The sequence below is a fragment of the Bacillus sp. B1-b2 genome (assembly GCF_009183415.1).
Taxonomy (GTDB): Bacteria; Bacillota; Bacilli; order Bacillales; family Cytobacillaceae; genus Niallia.
The window spans coordinates 1-18,270 of sequence record NZ_WEHU01000048.1 but is presented as its reverse complement, the minus strand read 5'-3'; the positions used below and the strand labels follow the sequence as shown (position 1 = coordinate 18,270).

Here is an 18,270-nt window from a genome sequence, read left to right as displayed (position 1 = left end):
CAATATATGAAGGCTAAACATGAGAAGAAGTACAAAAGGGCTTTACAACGAGCAAAAGAAAGAGGAAAAGAGTATTTTACACGTGAAAGGGTTCGTAAAATAAACTGTGCACAGGGAAAATAAGAGTTCGATATAACACGTTGGTAAGCCGTATGCCTTAATAGGGCACGTGCGGTTTGATGAGGGGGTGGCCATGTGAATGGTCACCCTACTCTATTTTCTACTCTTTAAGATTGGACGAATGTAGCGCATCCTCTTCTGGTGTTTCCACCATGCCATATAGTCCATTCATTTCTTGCTCATCCATATCTAAACCTAATGAATCATTGTTCTTACTTTTTAATTGATTAGTTGTGTTGTCTTGTTTCATTGTACACATCTCCTATTTGTTTTTGACTAACTAAATATATAATGTGAAATTATTTCAAGTTTATGTAGATTTTTTTAAAATGTTAAGTAGGCAATTTATTTTTAATTCCTATAAAAATGCCTCTTAAAGTGATACCTAATAGAATAAATCCTAAAAAAGAATAAGTGTGTTTCCAGTAAACCCCCAGATAGAACATGCCTCGTAAGACAAATAAGGGTTCAATGATATAGGAAAATAAAATAGCCCACCCAATGGTAGTGATTATAAAAGTTTTCCATGTGCTTGTATATTGATATACAAGCATAGCCGTAATTGGTATTACAACAAAGTCTGCAGGTATTAATGGTGGAATCCAGGGGAGTAATTTATCTGGATAACCCCATGCAAGCATTTCGGTACCTATTACATCTAGTAGCATACTAAATCCAGCACATAATAATCCGTAGCTAAATATTTCATAAAAACGGTTTTTGTCTACAACTTTCCACCATAAAAAATAGGGAATAATCGTTGCACAAAATAATATCCACCAATTTAGTGAGAAAACATCATGTTCTAGCCAATGATGCATGGATAGGTGATTTAATTTATTTTTTTCCTCATTGATTTCCAAAAAGGTTGTAAAAAATAGTAACAAAACAGTTCACCACTTTTATGTAAGGATATATTCTTTTTCTTTAGTATGAACGTATAACTAGCATTCATTATCAATTTTTAAGAATACATAATTTTACCAAAAATGGAGAAGTTAATGGTATTACTCAAAGGTGGGATATAGATGAAGAAATTTATAAAGAAATACAAAGTATATTTAATGGGTGCCTTTTATATCGTTTTTATTAATAGCATTATAGCAGCTAGTTATATTATTGGGTTTAAAGATTTTAAAAAGCTTATTGGATTATAAATGATCGCTTGCTAGAATTTGATTGAATTTGGTAGCTAGATATTTTTTAGAATAGGATAAGTTTTTTAAAAATATGTTATTAGTAAATGGAGGTGTAAGGTATGCCAGTAGTAAAAGCGACAGATGCAGATATTGATTTATTAGCAAGACTTCTTAGAGCTGAGGCGGAAGGTGAAGGGGAGCAAGGTATGCTTATGGTTGGGAATGTTGGAATAAATAGAATGAGAGCAGATTGTTCGGACTTTAAAGGCATACGAACCGTATCAGACATGATCTATCAACCACATGCTTTTGAAGCAACAACCAAAGGATATTTTTATCAAAGAGCAAGAGAAAGTGAGAAAAGACTAGCTAAGCGGGCGATTAATGGAGAGCGGGTATGGCCATCAAAATATAGTCTATGGTATTTTCGCCCTCCTGGAGACTGTCCGCCAACATGGTACAATCAACCGCATGTAGGAAGATATAAACTTCACTGCTTTTATGAGCCAACAGCAGAAGAATGTCAAAATGTTTATAATACCTTTTAAGTTATGTTTATAAGTGATGCTAATATGCCTTTCATGCATATGACCAATGAGAGGATTTTTTCATAAACATCCTAATCTTAATTTATAGAGTAAGAGGATTACATAATTTAACACAAAAAAACCATCTATTTGGATGGTTTTTTAATTTATTATTGCAAATGACGATAAACGCCAATTACTTTCCCTAATATGCTTACATTGTTTAAGATAATTGGCTCCATTGTACTATTTTCAGGTTGTAAACGAATGAAATCTCTTTCTTTAAAGAATCGTTTTACTGTTGCTTCATCATCATCAGTCATGGCAACTACAATATCTCCATTGTTTGCAAAATGCTGTTGTCGGACTATTACATAGTCACCATCCAAAATACCTGCTTCTATCATACTTTCTCCCATAATTTCTAACATGAAAACTTGTTCATCACTAGGGGCAAGTCTTTCAGGAAGTGGGAAATACTCTTCCACATTTTCAATAGCTGTTATAGGTAAACCAGCTGTAACCTTCCCTACTACTGGAACATTAATAACATTGTATTTTGGTATGTTTGTTTCTTCTAAATCTAGTATTTCTATTGCTCTAGGCTTGGTAGGATCTCTGCGTATTAACCCTTTGCTTTCAAGTCTTGCTAAGTGGCCATGCACAGTAGAACTAGAGGCAAGTCCAACAGCTTCAGCAATTTCACGAACAGATGGTGGATACCCTTTTAAGCGAACTTCTTCTTTTATGTATTCTAATATATCTAGTTGTCTCTTAGATAGCTTTTGCATACTATGCACCTCGTCATTTTATTCTTACAATTAGTATAGCATGTACGTAATAATGATACAAACATAAGTTCTTATTTTTTCTTGACAGGAAACGTTTGTTCGTATTATTCTAATAGTAGAAACGAACGTATATTCTATATAAAGGGTGATTTATTTTATGTTAGCTAAACTATGGACAAAATTCTCTTATACTATTATTCTTTTAATTTGTAGTGCAATTGCTTGTTTTATTATAGTATGGAATACAGGTGAGCCAATTAAAGAAGAATATGTATCTATAACAATAGAAAAAGGGGAAACTCTATGGGAGATTTCCACTAAATATGATGGACACTATCATATGAGTAAGAAGGAATTTATTAATTGGGTAGAAAAACATAATGAAATAACTGCAAGTTATATGGAAGTAGGAAAGGAATTAGTTATTCCTGTTAAATTAAAAGATCATGAAATGCTATTAGCCTCAGAGTAGTAGTTAATTTGCAAGAATTTGGAGAAAATAATGAATGCGATTATATATTGTAGAGTAAGTACAGATAAAGAAGAACAAACTACCTCATTAAAAAGACAAGAAGAAGAATTAGTCGCTTTAGCCAAAAAAATGGATTTTCATGTTTCATCTATTATCTCTGAACGAGCAAGTGGCTACGAATTAGATCGGGACGGAATGATTGAGCTATTAGTCAAAATTAAGGAAGAAGATATTTCCGCTATTTTAATACAAGATGAAACAAGATTAGGTCGTGGAAATGCTAAAATGGCTATCCTTCATTGTATATTAAAGGAAAATGTAAAGCTTTATAGTATTTCTTCTTCTGGTGAATTAGTACTTTCAGATGCTGATTCCATGGTTTTACAAATAGTAAGTATAGTTGAAGAATACCAACGTAAAATTCATAATATAAAAATTAAACGTGGAATGAAACGTGCTGTAGAAAATGGGTATAAACCGCAAGAAAATTTAAGAAATCAAGGTTATTATTCTGGAAGGAAAAAGGTTGATGTTCCTATAGAAGAAGTAATAAAGCTTAAACAAAATGGTTTAACTTTTTCAGAGATTACTTCCTCTTTAAATGGACTCGGCTACCAATTCTCTAAGGCAACCATACATAGAAGATATCAAGAGTATATGGAAGAAAATAATAAATAAGAATGGATAAGCTATAATAATAGGAAGTATTTCTAGCTTATGCTATAATATCTTAAATTAAGCCAGTTTGCTTTTCATTTTCTAGTGTACAGTGGAAAATAGAGTAAATGAACATCATAATAAAGTAGATGTAGTCTATTATTAAAGGAGTATCTTATGTTTCCTACAAATAAATTAAATCGTATTAATGAATTAGCTAAAAAGAAGAAAGAACATGGACTTACTGACGAAGAAGGGAAAGAGCAAACGAAGTTAAGAGCTGAGTACCTAAAGCATTTTCGTTCTACTATGGTAAATACTATTGAAAATGTAAAAATTTATGACCCAAATGGAACAGATGTTACACCAGAAAAAGTCAAAGCTATTCAAAATAAAAAGAAGCTTCATTAATCCTTAACAATTCTTTGTTAAGGGTTTTTTTATGTTTTCTCCAAAGATTTATGGGTAGAATATGTAGTAATTGTCCAAATTATATGTTGGTGCTTATAGAAACAAATTTGGAAATTACTTAAATAGGAAAGGATGTTTATATTGAATACAAATTTAGATCATTTATCCATTGCTGCTATACGAACATTATCTATCGATATGATTGAAAAAGCGAAATCAGGTCATCCTGGCATGCCAATGGGTGCGGCTCCTATGGCTTATACCTTATGGACAAGTTTTATGAACCATAATCCTAAGAACCCAGAATGGTTTAACAGAGATCGATTTGTTTTATCAGCAGGACATGGCTCGGCATTATTATATAGCCTTCTTCATTTATCAGGATATGACTTAGCGTTAGATGATTTAAAGCAATTTCGACAATGGGGTAGTAAAACACCTGGGCATCCTGAATATCGACATACTGCAGGTGTGGATGCTACTACTGGTCCACTTGGACAGGGAATTGCCATGGCAGTTGGAATGGCCTTAGCAGAATCGCATTTAGCTGCTCTATATAATAAAGATGCTTACAAGATTATTGATCATTTTACATATAGTATATGTGGTGATGGTGATTTAATGGAAGGTGTATCTGGAGAAGCAGCATCATTAGCTGCACACCTGAAATTAGGACGATTAATTGTGATGTATGATTCTAATGATATCTCCCTTGATGGTGATTTAGATAAATCATTTTCTGAAAGTGTGGAGCAACGATTTAAAGCATATGGCTGGCAATACATCAAGGTGGAAGATGGCAATGATACAGATGCTATTGCTAATGCATTGGAACAAGCAAAAAGTGATGAATGGAGACCGACATTAATTGAAGTAAAAACGGTCATTGGTTTCGGTTCTCCAAATAAAGCAGGGAAATCAGCATCACATGGATCACCTCTTGGTTCAGATGAGCTAAAATTAACGAAAGAAGCATATAAATGGACATTTGAAGAAGATTTTCATGTTCCAGAAGAAGTTTATAAGCATTTTAAAAATCTAGTTGCAAACAAAGGAGAGCAAAAAGAAAAAGAGTGGAATCAACAATTGGAAGCCTATGAGAAAGATTATCCAGACTTGGCAAAACAGCTAAAAACGTCACTATCTGATGCTTTATTAGAAGGTTGGGATAAGGATATACCTATATATGAGGAAGGAACAAGTCTTGCAAGTCGAGCTTCATCTGGTGAAGTTATAAATGGCATTGCTAAAAATGTACCTTATTTAATAGGTGGATCTGCTGATTTGGCAGGAAGTAACAATACGATGATTAAAGGAGGACAAGACTTCACTCCAGATTGTCGTGAGGGCAGAAATGTCTGGTTCGGAGTACGAGAATTTGCAATGGGTGCAGCCTTAAATGGAATTGCTCTTCATGGTGGATTAAGAATTTTTGGAGGCACATTCTTTGTTTTCTCTGATTATTTACGACCAGCTATAAGACTTGCAGCATTAATGGGGCTTCCTGTTACGTATGTATTTACCCACGATAGTATTGCCGTTGGGGAAGATGGACCAACACATGAGCCTATTGAGCAACTAGCGAGTTTAAGAGCTATGCCAAATCTTTCGGTTATCCGCCCAGCAGATGGAAATGAAACGGCAGCTGCTTGGAGAATTGCTTTAGAATCTAAGAATAAGCCAACTGCCTTGGTATTAACTAGACAAAACTTATCTACAATCAGTAATTCAAAAAATAGTGCTTATGAAGGTGTTTCCAAAGGTGGATATGTTATCTCTTCTTCTAAGAAAGAAAGTGCAGATGCGTTACTCCTTGCTGCTGGTTCAGAGGTGAATTTAGCTATAAAAGCACAGGTAGAGCTTGAAAAAGAAGGAATTGATGTCGCAGTAATTAGTCTACCAGCATGGGATCGATTTGAACAACAGTCAGAAGAATACAAAAAGAGTATACTTCCATCAGCAGTAAAAAAACGACTAGCATTAGAAATGGGAAGTTCATTAGGATGGCATAAGTATACAGGTGATGAAGGAGAAGTTCTTTCTATTGACCAATTTGGTGCATCAGCTCCTGGAGAAAAAATAATGGAAGAGTACGGGTTTACCGTATCTAATGTAGTAAACAAAGTGAAAAACTTGTTGAACAAGTAAGGTAGTGTAAAGATAAGATATATAGAGGGAAGCAAGGAAGCCCTTTATATGTCTTATCATTAGAATTGTATTTGACAGAAAAAGTGAAAAAGAGTTATCTATTCGACAAAACTAGTCTGTTTTTTTTACACCTTGAGACACAACTTGAAATCTATCTTTTCTATAATAGAAGGAAAGATGTGACAGATAGGTGGAGAGAGCACTTTGAGAAGATATCATTTATATTTAATAAAGCAAGATATAGCACAACATTATAGTGGTAGAGAGAGAATGTTCTTTCAGTTATTTTCAGAGTATATGAAAACAGCAGATAACTTACAGAAAAACATTGTTAAAAAGCAAATCGAATACATAACTCTTCCCATTTCAAAGTGGTCCATGGAAAATCAATTGTATAATGCATTAAATAAGAATAAAACTTTTCAACTTGAAAAAGATATATTTAAGATAGAAAATGGTAATTTAAGTAGAGCAATATTAAAGATAGAATATAATCATTTAGTTATTGAAGCAGAAGGCTACTATGATGCAGAGTCCATATTTTTTGAAGTAATTCGAAAGCATGAACCTTCCTTTCTAGCAATAGACATTGAAAATGAAAGATTCGGCTGGTTAAAGCCTATTAAAGAAAGAAATTTTATCTAAAAGGGGAAGAAATTCTGTAACAGATATTGTATAATATTATCTGGTCTAGTACACTAAAGTATAGACAACATGAAGGAGGAAAAAATATGCCTTGGTATGCGTGGTTAAGTATTGTCGTTGCATTAATCGCCGGTGTTGTAATCGGATTCTTTATTGCACGTAAATACATGATGGATTATCTAAAGAAAAATCCACCAATTAATGAACAAATGTTAAAAATGATGATGATGCAAATGGGAATGAAACCATCTCAAAAGAAAATCAATCAAATGATGACATCAATGAACAAACAACAAGGAAAATAAACTCCTTTTGTATTAGGGATTTGACAGCATTTGATTCGCAATTATAGGACAAGTTCTAATAAAGATTTCGCTCATATAGTGAATCTTTCATCATACAATTGTTTTATCATTGGTTAATCTTTCATCAAAAACTTATCTTAAACCACTTTTTCTGTGAAAACAGATGGGTGGTTTTTTTCGTGTATGAACAGATGATGTTTAATTAAAGATAACTCATTTTTCTGAAGTGAGAAAACTAGTATTTTCATTCTTCTTATACTTTGTTATAATTGTTCTCAACAAAATGATTAAAAAGCCTACACTATTGTCTCCTAAATCTCTGTTTAGGAGTTATATAAAGTATTAGACATCTAATTATTTAAGATGTCTTTTTTACTTCTAGAAAAGACATCTCTGGTACATGCATAGGGTTCTTAAAAGCTTACAGTAAGGTAGGGAAATTATACTCTAATAATGTTTGGTTTACCAACCAATTCTTAGTGATCAGCGAATTAAATAAGCGGATAATTTCCGGTAAAATGCAGGTAGACGTTTAATTTGAGAATAATTAGGGTGTTTTTTCCGGTTAAGTAAGGAAAAATCCTCTTTTGTCATATGTTTTAAGGAAATAGTCGGAATTTCTCCGTCTATTGGATCTGTTTTTCATGGTAAAAACAAATAAGGGAATTTTCTCCGGCTATTTATCTAAAATGATGAAATGAGTTTTCTTAAGATTATTATTTGTCTGTACTTCTTAATGATAATAAATGATTCTAAATAGACACCAAGAGAATTAGACATAAATATTGTAAAATCAAATCGAAAAAGTCTAAGCCTACTATAATAATTTACTTAAAATGTATTTGCATCCTAAATAAGATAAATTATGCTTATCTTAAAAAATGTCGAGGTACTTTAAGTTGAATTATACAGATAGACTAGAGAATTTACTTTTAGATATGTCCTATTATCTTTATAAATCAAGAATGGTTGGGTATATTTCATTAAGTAAAGAAACAGGAATAACTACTGATAAAAAGCTCAGCCATTCTATTGCTTATGGAATAAATTTGTTACAAGAAGGATTAGGGAAAGAAAACTTTAACTTTCTATTAGAATTAAAAAGACTGGAGCTTATAAAAGTGCCGGATTTTACGGTAGATGATTTGAAGTTAATCACAATTTGCTTCAAGAGCTTGTCCTATATTCTTGAGGGTGACTATGAAGAAATGGAAACTTATGGTTCATTTATTTTAGACTATGAGGGTGGACATACGCATCAAGTATTTCATTCATAAATTGATATATTTAAAGATGCGGAAATAAAAGATCAACATTTATCTCGAACTGAATTTCAAAAGTTAAAAGAAAAACAAAAAAGGGAACAACCAATCCTTCATGCTAGAGAAAGAGGAAATAGTTAAGCTATTAGAATGTGAAATAGAGGTTTCAGTAAACAACAAAGGAGCACAAAAATGACAAAAGCAATCATATTCGATATGGATGGAACACTTTTTCAAACAGATAAAATATTAGAAATGTCCTTAGAAGATACGTTTCAATATTTACGAAGTATCAATAAATGGGAAGCAGAAACGCCATTAAATAAGTACCGTGAAATTATGGGAGTTCCTTTACCGAAAGTATGGGAAGCATTAATGCCTCATCACTCCATACATGATAGAAAGCTGACAGATCAGTACTTTTTAAAGAGATTAATAGAGAATATCTCTAATGGAAGAGGCGCACTATATCCTCATGTAAAAGAGACACTACAATACTTAGTGGAGCAAAAATACACTATATTTATAGCGAGTAATGGATTGATCGAATATCTAAAAGCAATTGTTGATTACTATCAACTAAACCAATGGATAACAGAGACCTTTAGTATTGAACAAATAGATTCATTAAATAAATCTGATCTTGTTAAATTAATCGTAGATACCTATCATATAACAAATGGAATGGTAATTGGTGATAGATTATCAGATATTAAAGCAGCAAAGGATAATGGATTAGTTTCTGTTGGTTGCTATTTTGATTTTGCTAAAGAAGAAGAACTAGCATTTGCTGATATGGTTATACATAATCTTAATGAGTTAACACAGATCGAGTTAATCAATAAATAATTCTATGAGCCACTCTGTTATAGAGTGGTTCAATGGAAATATTTCCTTCAATCATTTCCCTGGAAACCGCAAAAAGTGACATACCTCTACTTTTAGTGCAATTCTTGATATATTCACACTCCAATAAATATTTTGAAAATATAATAAAATTTCTTTCCAGTTCCTAAATATTTTGCTAAACTAATTTAGGTGTTTACATAGTTTTTTTATAGATAAGAGGTGTTTTAGTTTGAAGGTTTTTTTAGATTTGAAATGGTATTTTTTACAAGAGAAGAAAGCATATTTTGGGGGGATCTTGCTTTTACTTTTTGTAGCTTTTATCCAGCTTATACCGCCTAGAATTGTGGGAGTTGTAGTTGACCATATTCAAAGTAACACGTTAACAGGACCGATTCTATTAAAATGGATGGTAGTTCTTATTATTTCTGGATTTATGTTGTATGTATTGAGATATTATTGGAGAATCATGATATTTGGTTCTGCAGTAAAGCTAGGTAGATTAATGAGGAATCGATTATATGACCACTTTACAAGGATGAGTCAATCTTTTTATCAAAAAAAACGGATAGGTGACTTAATGGCACATGCTACAAATGATGTGCAAGCAATTCAACAAACAGCAGGTCAAGGAGTACTTACCTTTGTTGATTCACTAGCAACGGGTGGTTCTGTAATTATAGCGATGGCTACATTAATAAGTTGGAAATTAACACTTATCTGTTTATTACCACTTCCATTAATGGCTATCTTAACAAGCTGGTATGGTTCTTTAATACATAAGCATTTTCACAAAGCGCAAGCGGCGTTTTCTGATCTAAATGACAAGACACAAGAGAGTGTAACGGGGATAAAAGTGCTTAAAACATTTGGCCAGGATAAAGAGGATATAGAGGATTTTCGAAAATCTTCATTAGATGTAGTGGAGAAGAATATTAAAGTAGCAAAAGTGGACGCATTGTTTGATCCAACTATTACTATTATTGTCAGCATCTCTTTTTTCTTAGCAATCATTTTCGGATCACGCTATGTTATTAGCGGAGACCTTACGTTAGGAGAGTTAGTTTCCTTTACAACGTATCTAGGGTTACTTGTATGGCCGATGCTAGCTTTTGGTTGGCTTTTTAATATTGTAGAAAGAGGAAGAGCGTCATATGACAGAGTAACTGCTCTTTTACAAACAAAAGTAGATATAGTGAATGATGTGAATGCCATTAAAGTACCACCTTGTGGGGATATAGAGTATCGATTAGATTCATATTCTTATAATCAACAAGTAGAGGTTCTACAAAATATTCACTTTCAATTAAAAAGAGGTCAAACGTTAGGAATTGTTGGGAAAACTGGTGCGGGAAAAACAACGCTGCTAAAGCTACTATTTCGAGAATATGATCAATATATTGGAGAAATTTCCATTAATCATCAGAATATTAAGAGAGTAAATATAGAAGCATTACGTTCTTCTATTGGCTATGTTCCTCAAGAGCATTTTCTCTTTTCCGCAAGCATTAGAGAGAATATAACCTTTGCAAATCCACAAGCAAAAGAAGAGGATATTTATCAAGCCGCTAAGCTTGCAGATATACACGAGGATATAATGAGCTTTACCAACGGTTATGATACGATAGTTGGTGAACGAGGGGTTTCTTTATCTGGTGGACAAAAACAGAGGATTTCAATAGCGAGAGCATTATTAATGGATCCTGAAATACTTATTTTAGATGACTCCTTGTCAGCTGTTGATGCAAAAACAGAAGAGACTATTTTAAATGCTTTAAGAGGAGTAAGACAGGAGAAAACAACTATTATTACAGCACACAGATTAAGTGCAATTGAACATGCAGAACTTATCCTTGTATTAGAAGAAGGGAAAATTATTCAAAGTGGAAACCATGAAAAGCTTATGAGGGAAAACGGTTGGTATAAAGAAATGTATCATCGTCAAGCTTTAGAAGTAATGGTTAGCATGGGGGATACAAATGGATAAAACAATAAAGTTAACTAGCAAAGAGCAGCGGAAGGTACTTTTACGTTTGCTGCAATATATAAAACCACATAAAAAAAGTGTAATTCTCGCTTTTTTGTTATTATTTTTATCAACACTTGGAGAACTGGCAGGACCATATTTAATCAAGGTGTTTATTGATGATTATTTAACTCCGAGAAACCTAGAAGTAACGCCACTCACTGTCTTAGGAATTACTTATATGGTTATACAAATCTTAAATGTATTAATTATGTATTTTCAGCTATACAAGTTTCAAGAAATTGCTTTATATATCATTCAACAAATTAGAGTGGATGTGTTTACAAAGGTTCATTCTTTAGGTTTAAAGTATTTTGATAAAGTTCCTGCCGGTTCGATTGTATCAAGAGTTACTAACGATACCGAAGCTATTAAAGATATGTTTGTAAGTGTGCTAGCAACCTTTGTCCAAAGTGGTTTTATGATTATAGGCATACTTATAGCCATGTTTGTATTAAATGTAAAACTTGGTGCATTTTGTTTAGTGTTATTACCAATTCTAGCTTATATTGTCTCTCTATATAGAAAGTATAGCTCTACCTTTTACCAAGATATGCGGGAAAGACTGAGTCAATTAAATGCCAAACTTAGCGAGTCTCTTCAAGGTATGGGAATCATACAGGTTTTTAGACAGGAGAAAAGATTAAGACAAGAATTTGATGATATTAATACAAAGCATTATTCTGCTGGGATGCGAAATATAAAACTAGAAGGTTTATTATTACGTCCAGCCATAGATCTAGTATATGTATTTGCGCTTATCCTTGTTTTAAGTTATTTCGGTATTTCCTCCTTTGCTAATCCGATAGAAATAGGTGTTCTATATGCCTTTGTTAGTTATTTAGATAGATTCTTTGAGCCAGTAAATAATTTAATGCAAAGACTGTCTCTCTATCAACAAGCTATCGTATCTGCATTTAGGGTATTTTCTTTGTTAGATGAAGAAGAATTAGAACCTAAACTAGCAGCCGATAATCGTCATTCGATTACAGATGGAGAGATTGAGTTTAAGAATGTATCATTTTCCTATGATGGCAAGCAAAATGTTCTTAACCATATTTCCTTTAAGGCAAGGAAAGGGGAAACAGTTGCTTTAGTGGGGCATACGGGCAGTGGGAAAAGTTCTATTATCAACATACTGATGAGATTTTATGATTTTCATCAAGGAGAAATTTTAATTGACGGTAAGTCATTAAAGTCATTCAGTAAAAAAGAACTGCGTGAACATCTTGGATTAGTTCTTCAAGATCCTTTCCTTTTCTATGGAACAATAGAAGAGAATATTCGGCTATATGATCAAACAAAAGGAATAGAAGATGTAAAGAAAGCAGCAGAATTTGTGCAAGCAGATAATTTTATAGAAAAATTAGACATGAGCTATGAACATCAAGTGGTGGAGAGAGGGTCAGGCTTCTCGAGTGGTCAGCGCCAATTAATTGCTTTTGCTCGTACCATTTTAACAAATCCTAAAGTTTTAATTTTAGATGAAGCAACAGCCAATATTGATACAGAAACAGAGGAAGGTATTCAAATGGCTCTTTCTAAAATGCGAGCAGGTCGTACTACAATAGCAATTGCCCATCGACTTTCTACCATTCAGGATGCCAATTTAATTCTTGTGCTTCACAAGGGAGAAATTGTGGAAAGAGGGAATCACCAAGAACTTTTACAACAAAAAGGTTTGTATTATAAAATGTATTTATTACAAAATGGTGCAGCTGATTCTATCGAAAAAACAGCAAGTACGCATTAAAATAAAGGATGTCAGACATTCGCCGATAAAGTTAGCTTTAGTAACTTAGTCCTGAATGGTTTGACATCCTTTCTTTATTAATATATTGCTATAAAATTAATGAAACATACATTCCTTTTAATATTGTTTAATAGGAATAATTTTTTTTGGTAGATGAATGATTAAATTTATTTAAAAGTTCATCTAATTCTTGGCTACATATAATGGCAAGAGTGGAGGAAAAGCCATGTTTCATAGCAATTTCAATAAGTTCTGCTCGTTTTGTTTCAATTTGGATTAGTAATTGCTCTTTTCCCATGGCCACTTGTCCCTTCTATATGTGATGAATACCATGTATTATATAAAGTTTGCAACATGTATTTCATTTATGCAGGATAAATGGTAAACCATCTACCATAATACTTCCTGAAAGTAGAGTTTCCATCTATTATACTATATTTGGAAGGAAATGCAAAAAACAACGATATCATAAAAATATATATCTAGCATATAGTAAAAAGGGAAAAAGGGAGTGTGAGTAGATGCCTGATATAAATACCTTTATTTCTCTAGGTGCTGGTTTTCTAAGTTTTATTTCGCCTTGTTGTTTACCGCTTTATCCTGCGTATTTATCTTATATAACGGGAATGTCCATTGGAGATATGGAAAAAGAAAGTATTTTTAAAAGTGTCAGTTTCCTACATACTATTCTATTTTTAGCAGGATTTTCTACTATTTTTCTTGCCTTAGGCTATAGTGCTTCCTTTATTGGGGTATGGTTCCAAAACTATCAAGAAGAGCTTAGATATATTGGAGCTATTACAATTACTCTATTTGGATTAGTCACAATAGGAGCTGTTAAAAAGAAATGGTTAATGAAGGAATACCGATTTTCTTTTAAAAATAGACCAAGTGGCTATATTGGTTCCTATCTTATTGGTTTAAGCTTTGCTGCAGGCTGGACTCCTTGTAGTGGGCCTATACTCGGGGCTGTATTATCATTAGCTGCACTAAATCCAAAAGAGAGTATTATTTATCTGGGGGCTTATATAGTAGGATTTTCTATACCTTTCTTATTATTATCTTTTTTTGTAACTTCTATGGTCACTCTAAAAAAACACAGTTTGAGATTTATGAAGATAGGCGGCTATTGTATGATTTTAATGGGGGTCATTCTGTTTTTTGATGGGATGAAATGGCTGACAAGAGTAATTTCTCCTATATTTGGTGATTTTCAAGGTTTTTAAACGAATATTATTAAGGTATAATAATAATACATCTTTTTATAGATAATTGAAAAAAGAATTGAAATTATTGTAAAAATTAGATATATTGGTAAAGATGTTAGTCAACATAGTAAAATGGTAGGATTAAAATGCTATGTGTTTGTGGTTGAGGAGGAAGCAAAAATGGCCCGTATATTAATTGTGGATGATGCTAAATTTATGAGAATGACTCTATCTAATATTTTAACAAAAGCAAACCATGAAATTGTTGGAGAAGGGGAAAATGGAAAGGAAGCAATACGTTTATATCGTGAATTAGATCCAGATTTAGTTACTTTAGATATAACAATGCCAGAAATGAGTGGGCTAGATGCTGTTAAAGAAATAAAAAAAGAATTCCCTTTAGCAAAAGTAATTATGTGTTCAGCTATGGGGCAACAGAAGATGGTAGTAGAAGCAATTGAAGCAGGAGCAAAGGATTTCATTGTAAAGCCTTTCGATGAGCCAAGAGTGTTAGATGCTATTAATCGCCTTATAAGATAATGGATAGTAGTAAAGATACGAGATTATTTCGTATCTTTTTTTAATTATAATAGAGGTAAAAACAACGACACGCTTATGGAAATAGACACTATTCTCGTTTAGTGATATTATTATCCATGGTATTAGAATTCGGTTTAACACTAGGAAGTAAAGGCGGTTATAGTAATGATTTCTGTAATCATTTCCACATTGATAGCAATAGTTATGGGGCTCTTTTTTATGTTCGTAAGGTTAAAAGCAGCGAAAACGCCAGTATCACCAAAAAAAATTATTTTACCACCTCTTTTTATGAGTACGGGATCGTTAATGTTTCTTTTTCCTTATTTTCGCATAACTGGACAAGAGATTTTGGAAGCAGCTATTATAGGTATGATTTTTTCCATTATCTTAATAAAAACAACGAAATTTGAAATAAAAGGAAATGATATTTATCTTATTAATTCGAAAGCTTTTATATACATTTTATTTATATTATTAGGTATTAGAATTATTGCAAAAATAATACTTAGTAGCACTATTGATGTAGGGACACTTGGCGGAATGTTTTGGTTCCTAGCATTTTGCATGATTGTACCATGGAGAATTGCTATGTACTTTAATTATCAAAAATTGAATAAAGAAATTCAAGCAGTATAAAAAGCCATTTGAATTCAAATGGCTTTTTTCCAAAGAAGTAAACTAATTATGAAAAATGTACTGGTTAATAGGTCATGTTTATTTGTATAATAAAGTATAAAATAATAGTTTATCTGGTTAAGAGAAATGAAGTACTGTGATTAACGCAGAAGGGACGACTCTATGAAATTTACCATCACGAAGAAAATAGGCTTTGGATTTACTCTATTAATTATATGTATAATTATTCTTTCTGTGCTATCAAGTAGCCAAATTGCACGAGTAGACAGAAATTATTCTCATACAATGGAAGCGCAAAATAATAAAGTTTTTATACTGAAAAATATGAAAATAGACATGCTTCTCCAATCTGATGGCATTAACGGTTACTTATTAACAGGGGAAACCTCTTATTTAACCGATTATGATAGCAGTTCTAAAAGATTGCTCAATGACTTTGAACAATTTGCTGCTCTTTCAAATGATGAAGAAAGTGCGAAATTATTAGAAAGTATAAAAAAATTACAGGCAGAATTTATTGTAAGTGGAGATCGAGCAGTACAAGAGAAAATATTAGAGAACGAAGAGCAATATTTAACATTAATCAATAGTGCAAACGATATTCGTTCAGAATTTAATGAGCAAACAGATCAATTAATTAAGAAGGAAGAACTGGAAATTAAAGATATTAAGGTAAGTATATCTAAAGAAACAAAGGAATATATTTATTTTGTTATAGGAATTAGTATATTTGCCATAATTTCTGCAATACTTCTTGCTTTATGGATTGGAAGAACCATGGCAAGCGGGATGAAACAGTCTTCTGCTATTATTAAGAAAGTAAGTAATGGTAATTTATCGGAACAAATTGCAAGCAAGAGAAGAAAAGATGAATTCGGTGAAATGATTACATCATTGAATAAAATGAATGATGAACTACGGGTGATAGTGGAAGATGTTAGGCTAACAGCTAACACGGTTGCTAGTAGTAGTGAGGAAATGAAACAAAATGCAAATGAATCAAGCATAATTGCAGAGCAAGTTTCTCTTATTTCTGAAAAAACAGCAAAACAAGTGGAAAGTCAAATACTTCAATTTGAGGTAGCTTTCGATAATTATGATGTTATGACAAGTAGTATGGAAGAAATAACAGATAAAAGTATAGAAATGAAGAGTAGAATGAATGAAGTTACCAACAAAGCTGATTTTGGTAGTGAAACACTTCAAGATGTAGTAAATAAGATGAAACAAATAAATCTTTCAGTAGAAGATACATCTAAGATTATCAGATTATTAGACGAAAAATCAAAAGAAATAAAAGAAATTGCTAGCTTAATAACAAGAGTATCAGAACAAACAAATTTACTAGCCTTAAATGCAGCTATAGAAGCAGCAAGAGCAGGAGAACATGGCAAAGGCTTCTCTGTTGTCGCAGAAGAAGTAAGAAACTTAGCTGAAGAAAGTAAGAACTCGGCAGATTTAATCCAGACTGTGACAGAAACAATCCAAAAAGAGATTACTAAAGCGGTTGAGGGAATGGATTCCACAAACATAATTGTACATCAAGGGCTTTCAGGCACAGAAAAAACCAGTGCGGCATTTCTAGATATTTTACAATCTATTGGTCAAATGTCTGAGAATGTAGAAGATGTTACAAAAGAGATGGAAGGACTCTCTATTAGTAGTAAGGAAATCAAACGAATTATGGAAAGTGTGAATACGATTAGTGCAAATAGTATTTCTTTTACTCAAGAAGCATCTGCACAAACAGAAGAACAACTTGCTTCTATGCAAGAGCTCTCCTTATCCACTCAAAAGCTTTCTAATCTTGCTAATAGGCTACAAAAATCTGTATCTCATTTTGAATTATAAATTAGCGAATATATACAACAATAATTGGATTTAAATTATGCATTACACTTAAAAGTAAAAAATAGTGTCTAGAAAGATCATCCAATCTTTTTAGACACTATTTTTTTATTTAGCAAAAAACGTTATTTTTGTCTAAAATTGATGGTCTGCTTCGCCATCTGATGTCCAAGTACAGCTACCCCTGTTGCAATAATTCCATTTGTCACGACCTCAAATGTAAATCCATATGCAAAAACACCTAATATTATTGCTACTATCAATAAAATCCATATTATTTTCCAATCTGCAACCTTGGGAGTTTGTTTTAATGCATAACCAATGATCCAAAGAACAGGTACTAAAATATAATAATGATCAAGTAAAAAGGTTTGCAACCATTCCATTTTAAGTATCCCCCCTTTTTTCCTGCTATCGTTTTATCATATGATTCAAGAGAATAAATTGCCTGTTTGCATAACTATATATTTTAGGTAAATGATTTTTATTAAACCTGTCCTTTTAAACCTCTACTTTCTATTTATAGAGTGAGGGGAGGTGATATATATGGCACAGGCAATATGGAATGAAGCTTCCATGAAATTATTGTTTATGAATGGAATGAAAGAAAATGGGGAACCAAACCTTGTAAGCAAAACACTAAATGATGTGAAAGAAACAGCTACGCCAGAACAAGTATTGACAGTAGCTGATGCTTTGTCGTCCATTGTCTCTTACACGCTATATTCCGTTATTAGAAATGATAGTGTAGAAATTAATCAATAATAAGAAAGGAGAATACTAAATGGCAAAAACACTAGAACTAACCTTTGTTGTATTTGGCAAGCAAAAAATGCATAAAACGGCAATCAAAAATGTAACCACTTGCCAACGAAATTTAATTCTGAATAATTGACTCCTTATAACGATAACTATCGCCTTTAAATACAATCAAAT

The 18,270-nt window shown here is 32.4% G+C and carries 22 protein-coding genes and 1 pseudogene; 18 read left to right on the top strand and 5 right to left on the bottom strand.

What is annotated here, in order from left to right; genetic code table 11:
- Positions 1-220: 220 nt before the first annotated feature.
- Both F9279_RS23700 and F9279_RS23695 read right to left on the bottom strand, forming a co-directional pair.
- A complete protein-coding gene (locus F9279_RS23700) occupies positions 221-370 on the bottom strand; it encodes a DUF4021 domain-containing protein (protein WP_226793879.1) in 150 nt (49 codons plus the stop codon).
- An 82-nt stretch (positions 371-452) separates the two neighbouring features.
- The gene (locus F9279_RS23695; protein ID WP_193224697.1) at positions 453-1,007 is read right to left on the bottom strand and encodes a CBO0543 family protein; all 555 of its coding nucleotides are present in this window, start codon (positions 1,005-1,007) and stop codon (positions 453-455) included.
- A 141-nt stretch (positions 1,008-1,148) separates the two neighbouring features.
- Between F9279_RS23695 and F9279_RS26035 the strand changes: the two genes are divergently transcribed.
- Complete coding sequence (locus tag F9279_RS26035) at positions 1,149-1,277, top strand: hypothetical protein (RefSeq protein WP_264298281.1); 129 nt, start codon at positions 1,149-1,151, stop codon at positions 1,275-1,277.
- Between the two features lie 101 nt (positions 1,278-1,378).
- On the top strand, positions 1,379-1,807 hold the full coding sequence (locus F9279_RS23690) for a cell wall hydrolase (protein ID WP_152116600.1): 429 nt from the start codon (positions 1,379-1,381) through the stop codon (positions 1,805-1,807).
- A 149-nt stretch (positions 1,808-1,956) separates the two neighbouring features.
- Here the strand turns inward: F9279_RS23690 and lexA are convergent, their stop codons facing one another.
- Entirely contained in the window at positions 1,957-2,577 is a 621-nt protein-coding gene (gene lexA, locus F9279_RS23685) for a transcriptional repressor LexA (RefSeq protein WP_152116599.1), read from the bottom strand.
- 157 nt (positions 2,578-2,734) lie between these two features.
- On the opposite strand from lexA, the gene F9279_RS23680 reads away from it, so the two are divergent.
- From F9279_RS23680 to F9279_RS23635, 10 genes are all read left to right on the top strand, one after another.
- Entirely contained in the window at positions 2,735-3,049 is a 315-nt protein-coding gene (locus F9279_RS23680) for a LysM peptidoglycan-binding domain-containing protein (protein WP_152116598.1), read from the top strand.
- Between the two features lie 30 nt (positions 3,050-3,079).
- Positions 3,080-3,727 carry a recombinase family protein gene (locus F9279_RS23675; protein WP_152116597.1) on the top strand — a complete coding sequence of 216 codons (648 nt, stop codon included), beginning with the start codon at positions 3,080-3,082 and terminating at the stop codon, positions 3,725-3,727.
- Positions 3,728-3,883: 156 nt separating this feature from the next.
- Entirely contained in the window at positions 3,884-4,117 is a 234-nt protein-coding gene (locus F9279_RS23670; RefSeq protein WP_152116596.1) for a DUF896 domain-containing protein, read from the top strand.
- 198 nt (positions 4,118-4,315) lie between these two features.
- On the top strand, positions 4,316-6,265 hold the full coding sequence (gene tkt / locus F9279_RS23665; RefSeq protein WP_413463244.1) for a transketolase: 1,950 nt from the start codon (positions 4,316-4,318) through the stop codon (positions 6,263-6,265).
- A 204-nt stretch (positions 6,266-6,469) separates the two neighbouring features.
- Complete coding sequence (gene sirA / locus F9279_RS23660) at positions 6,470-6,910, top strand: sporulation inhibitor of replication protein SirA (protein ID WP_152116594.1); 441 nt, start codon at positions 6,470-6,472, stop codon at positions 6,908-6,910.
- Positions 6,911-6,996: 86 nt separating this feature from the next.
- On the top strand, positions 6,997-7,215 hold the full coding sequence (locus F9279_RS23655; protein WP_152116593.1) for a YneF family protein: 219 nt from the start codon (positions 6,997-6,999) through the stop codon (positions 7,213-7,215).
- Positions 7,216-8,114: 899 nt separating this feature from the next.
- Positions 8,115-8,492 (top strand): hypothetical protein, encoded by a 378-nt coding sequence (locus tag F9279_RS23650; protein WP_152116592.1) that lies wholly within the window; start codon positions 8,115-8,117, stop codon positions 8,490-8,492.
- Positions 8,493-8,669: 177 nt separating this feature from the next.
- Positions 8,670-9,326 (top strand): HAD hydrolase-like protein, encoded by a 657-nt coding sequence (locus tag F9279_RS23645; RefSeq protein ID WP_152116591.1) that lies wholly within the window; start codon positions 8,670-8,672, stop codon positions 9,324-9,326.
- A 229-nt stretch (positions 9,327-9,555) separates the two neighbouring features.
- Positions 9,556-11,310, top strand: a complete 1,755-nt coding sequence (locus F9279_RS23640; protein ID WP_152116590.1) for an ABC transporter ATP-binding protein — start codon at positions 9,556-9,558, stop codon at positions 11,308-11,310.
- Positions 11,303-13,102 carry an ABC transporter ATP-binding protein gene (locus tag F9279_RS23635; RefSeq protein ID WP_152116589.1) on the top strand — a complete coding sequence of 600 codons (1,800 nt, stop codon included), beginning with the start codon at positions 11,303-11,305 and terminating at the stop codon, positions 13,100-13,102. The genes F9279_RS23640 and F9279_RS23635 overlap by 8 nt, the downstream gene beginning before the upstream one ends.
- Positions 13,103-13,229: 127 nt before the next feature.
- On the opposite strand, the gene F9279_RS23630 is transcribed toward F9279_RS23635, so the two are convergent.
- On the bottom strand, positions 13,230-13,400 hold the full coding sequence (locus F9279_RS23630) for an aspartyl-phosphate phosphatase Spo0E family protein (RefSeq protein WP_152116602.1): 171 nt from the start codon (positions 13,398-13,400) through the stop codon (positions 13,230-13,232).
- A 223-nt stretch (positions 13,401-13,623) separates the two neighbouring features.
- On the opposite strand from F9279_RS23630, the gene F9279_RS23625 reads away from it, so the two are divergent.
- The 5 genes and pseudogenes from F9279_RS23625 (at position 13,624) to F9279_RS26375 (ending at position 17,337) form a co-directional block, all read left to right on the top strand.
- Positions 13,624-14,328 (top strand): cytochrome c biogenesis CcdA family protein, encoded by a 705-nt coding sequence (locus F9279_RS23625; protein ID WP_152116588.1) that lies wholly within the window; start codon positions 13,624-13,626, stop codon positions 14,326-14,328.
- Between the two features lie 162 nt (positions 14,329-14,490).
- Complete coding sequence (locus F9279_RS23620) at positions 14,491-14,850, top strand: response regulator (protein WP_152116587.1); 360 nt, start codon at positions 14,491-14,493, stop codon at positions 14,848-14,850.
- Between the two features lie 168 nt (positions 14,851-15,018).
- Positions 15,019-15,486 (top strand): CcdC family protein, encoded by a 468-nt coding sequence (locus tag F9279_RS23615; RefSeq protein WP_226793882.1) that lies wholly within the window; start codon positions 15,019-15,021, stop codon positions 15,484-15,486.
- 162 nt (positions 15,487-15,648) lie between these two features.
- Positions 15,649-16,395: pseudogene (locus F9279_RS26380) on the top strand (CHASE3 domain-containing protein); the annotation flags it as partial.
- A complete protein-coding gene (locus F9279_RS26375) occupies positions 16,369-17,337 on the top strand; it encodes a methyl-accepting chemotaxis protein (protein ID WP_413463243.1) in 969 nt (322 codons plus the stop codon). The pseudogene F9279_RS26380 and the gene F9279_RS26375, both read left to right, overlap by 27 nt.
- 122 nt (positions 17,338-17,459) lie before the next feature.
- Here the strand turns inward: F9279_RS26375 and F9279_RS23605 are convergent, their stop codons facing one another.
- A complete protein-coding gene (locus F9279_RS23605) occupies positions 17,460-17,720 on the bottom strand; it encodes a phage holin family protein (protein ID WP_152116584.1) in 261 nt (86 codons plus the stop codon).
- 160 nt (positions 17,721-17,880) lie between these two features.
- Between F9279_RS23605 and F9279_RS23600 the strand changes: the two genes are divergently transcribed.
- Positions 17,881-18,099, top strand: a complete 219-nt coding sequence (locus tag F9279_RS23600; RefSeq protein WP_152116583.1) for a DUF1659 domain-containing protein — start codon at positions 17,881-17,883, stop codon at positions 18,097-18,099.
- The last annotated feature ends 171 nt before the right edge of the window (positions 18,100-18,270 follow it).

What these genes read in the sequence shown, in the direction of transcription:
- F9279_RS23675 (WP_152116597.1), top strand. Translation starts at nt 3,080, where the DNA reads ATGAATGCGATTATATATTGTAGAGTAAGTACAGATAAAGAAGAACAA.
- F9279_RS23655 (WP_152116593.1), top strand. Translation starts at nt 6,997, where the DNA reads ATGCCTTGGTATGCGTGGTTAAGTATTGTCGTTGCATTAATCGCCGGT.
- F9279_RS23645 (WP_152116591.1), top strand. Translation starts at nt 8,670, where the DNA reads ATGACAAAAGCAATCATATTCGATATGGATGGAACACTTTTTCAAACA.
- F9279_RS23630 (WP_152116602.1), bottom strand. Translation starts at nt 13,400, where the DNA reads ATGGGAAAAGAGCAATTACTAATCCAAATTGAAACAAAACGAGCAGAA.
- F9279_RS23690 (WP_152116600.1), top strand. Translation starts at nt 1,379, where the DNA reads ATGCCAGTAGTAAAAGCGACAGATGCAGATATTGATTTATTAGCAAGA.
- F9279_RS23670 (WP_152116596.1), top strand. Translation starts at nt 3,884, where the DNA reads ATGTTTCCTACAAATAAATTAAATCGTATTAATGAATTAGCTAAAAAG.
- F9279_RS23700 (WP_226793879.1), bottom strand. Translation starts at nt 370, where the DNA reads ATGAAACAAGACAACACAACTAATCAATTAAAAAGTAAGAACAATGAT.
- tkt (WP_413463244.1), top strand. Translation starts at nt 4,316, where the DNA reads ATGATTGAAAAAGCGAAATCAGGTCATCCTGGCATGCCAATGGGTGCG.
- F9279_RS26375 (WP_413463243.1), top strand. Translation starts at nt 16,369, where the DNA reads ATGATTACATCATTGAATAAAATGAATGATGAACTACGGGTGATAGTG.
- F9279_RS26035 (WP_264298281.1), top strand. Translation starts at nt 1,149, where the DNA reads ATGAAGAAATTTATAAAGAAATACAAAGTATATTTAATGGGTGCCTTT.
- F9279_RS23620 (WP_152116587.1), top strand. Translation starts at nt 14,491, where the DNA reads ATGGCCCGTATATTAATTGTGGATGATGCTAAATTTATGAGAATGACT.
- lexA (WP_152116599.1), bottom strand. Translation starts at nt 2,577, where the DNA reads ATGCAAAAGCTATCTAAGAGACAACTAGATATATTAGAATACATAAAA.
- F9279_RS23625 (WP_152116588.1), top strand. Translation starts at nt 13,624, where the DNA reads ATGCCTGATATAAATACCTTTATTTCTCTAGGTGCTGGTTTTCTAAGT.
- F9279_RS23680 (WP_152116598.1), top strand. Translation starts at nt 2,735, where the DNA reads ATGTTAGCTAAACTATGGACAAAATTCTCTTATACTATTATTCTTTTA.
- F9279_RS23635 (WP_152116589.1), top strand. Translation starts at nt 11,303, where the DNA reads ATGGATAAAACAATAAAGTTAACTAGCAAAGAGCAGCGGAAGGTACTT.
- F9279_RS23600 (WP_152116583.1), top strand. Translation starts at nt 17,881, where the DNA reads ATGGCACAGGCAATATGGAATGAAGCTTCCATGAAATTATTGTTTATG.
- F9279_RS23605 (WP_152116584.1), bottom strand. Translation starts at nt 17,720, where the DNA reads ATGGAATGGTTGCAAACCTTTTTACTTGATCATTATTATATTTTAGTA.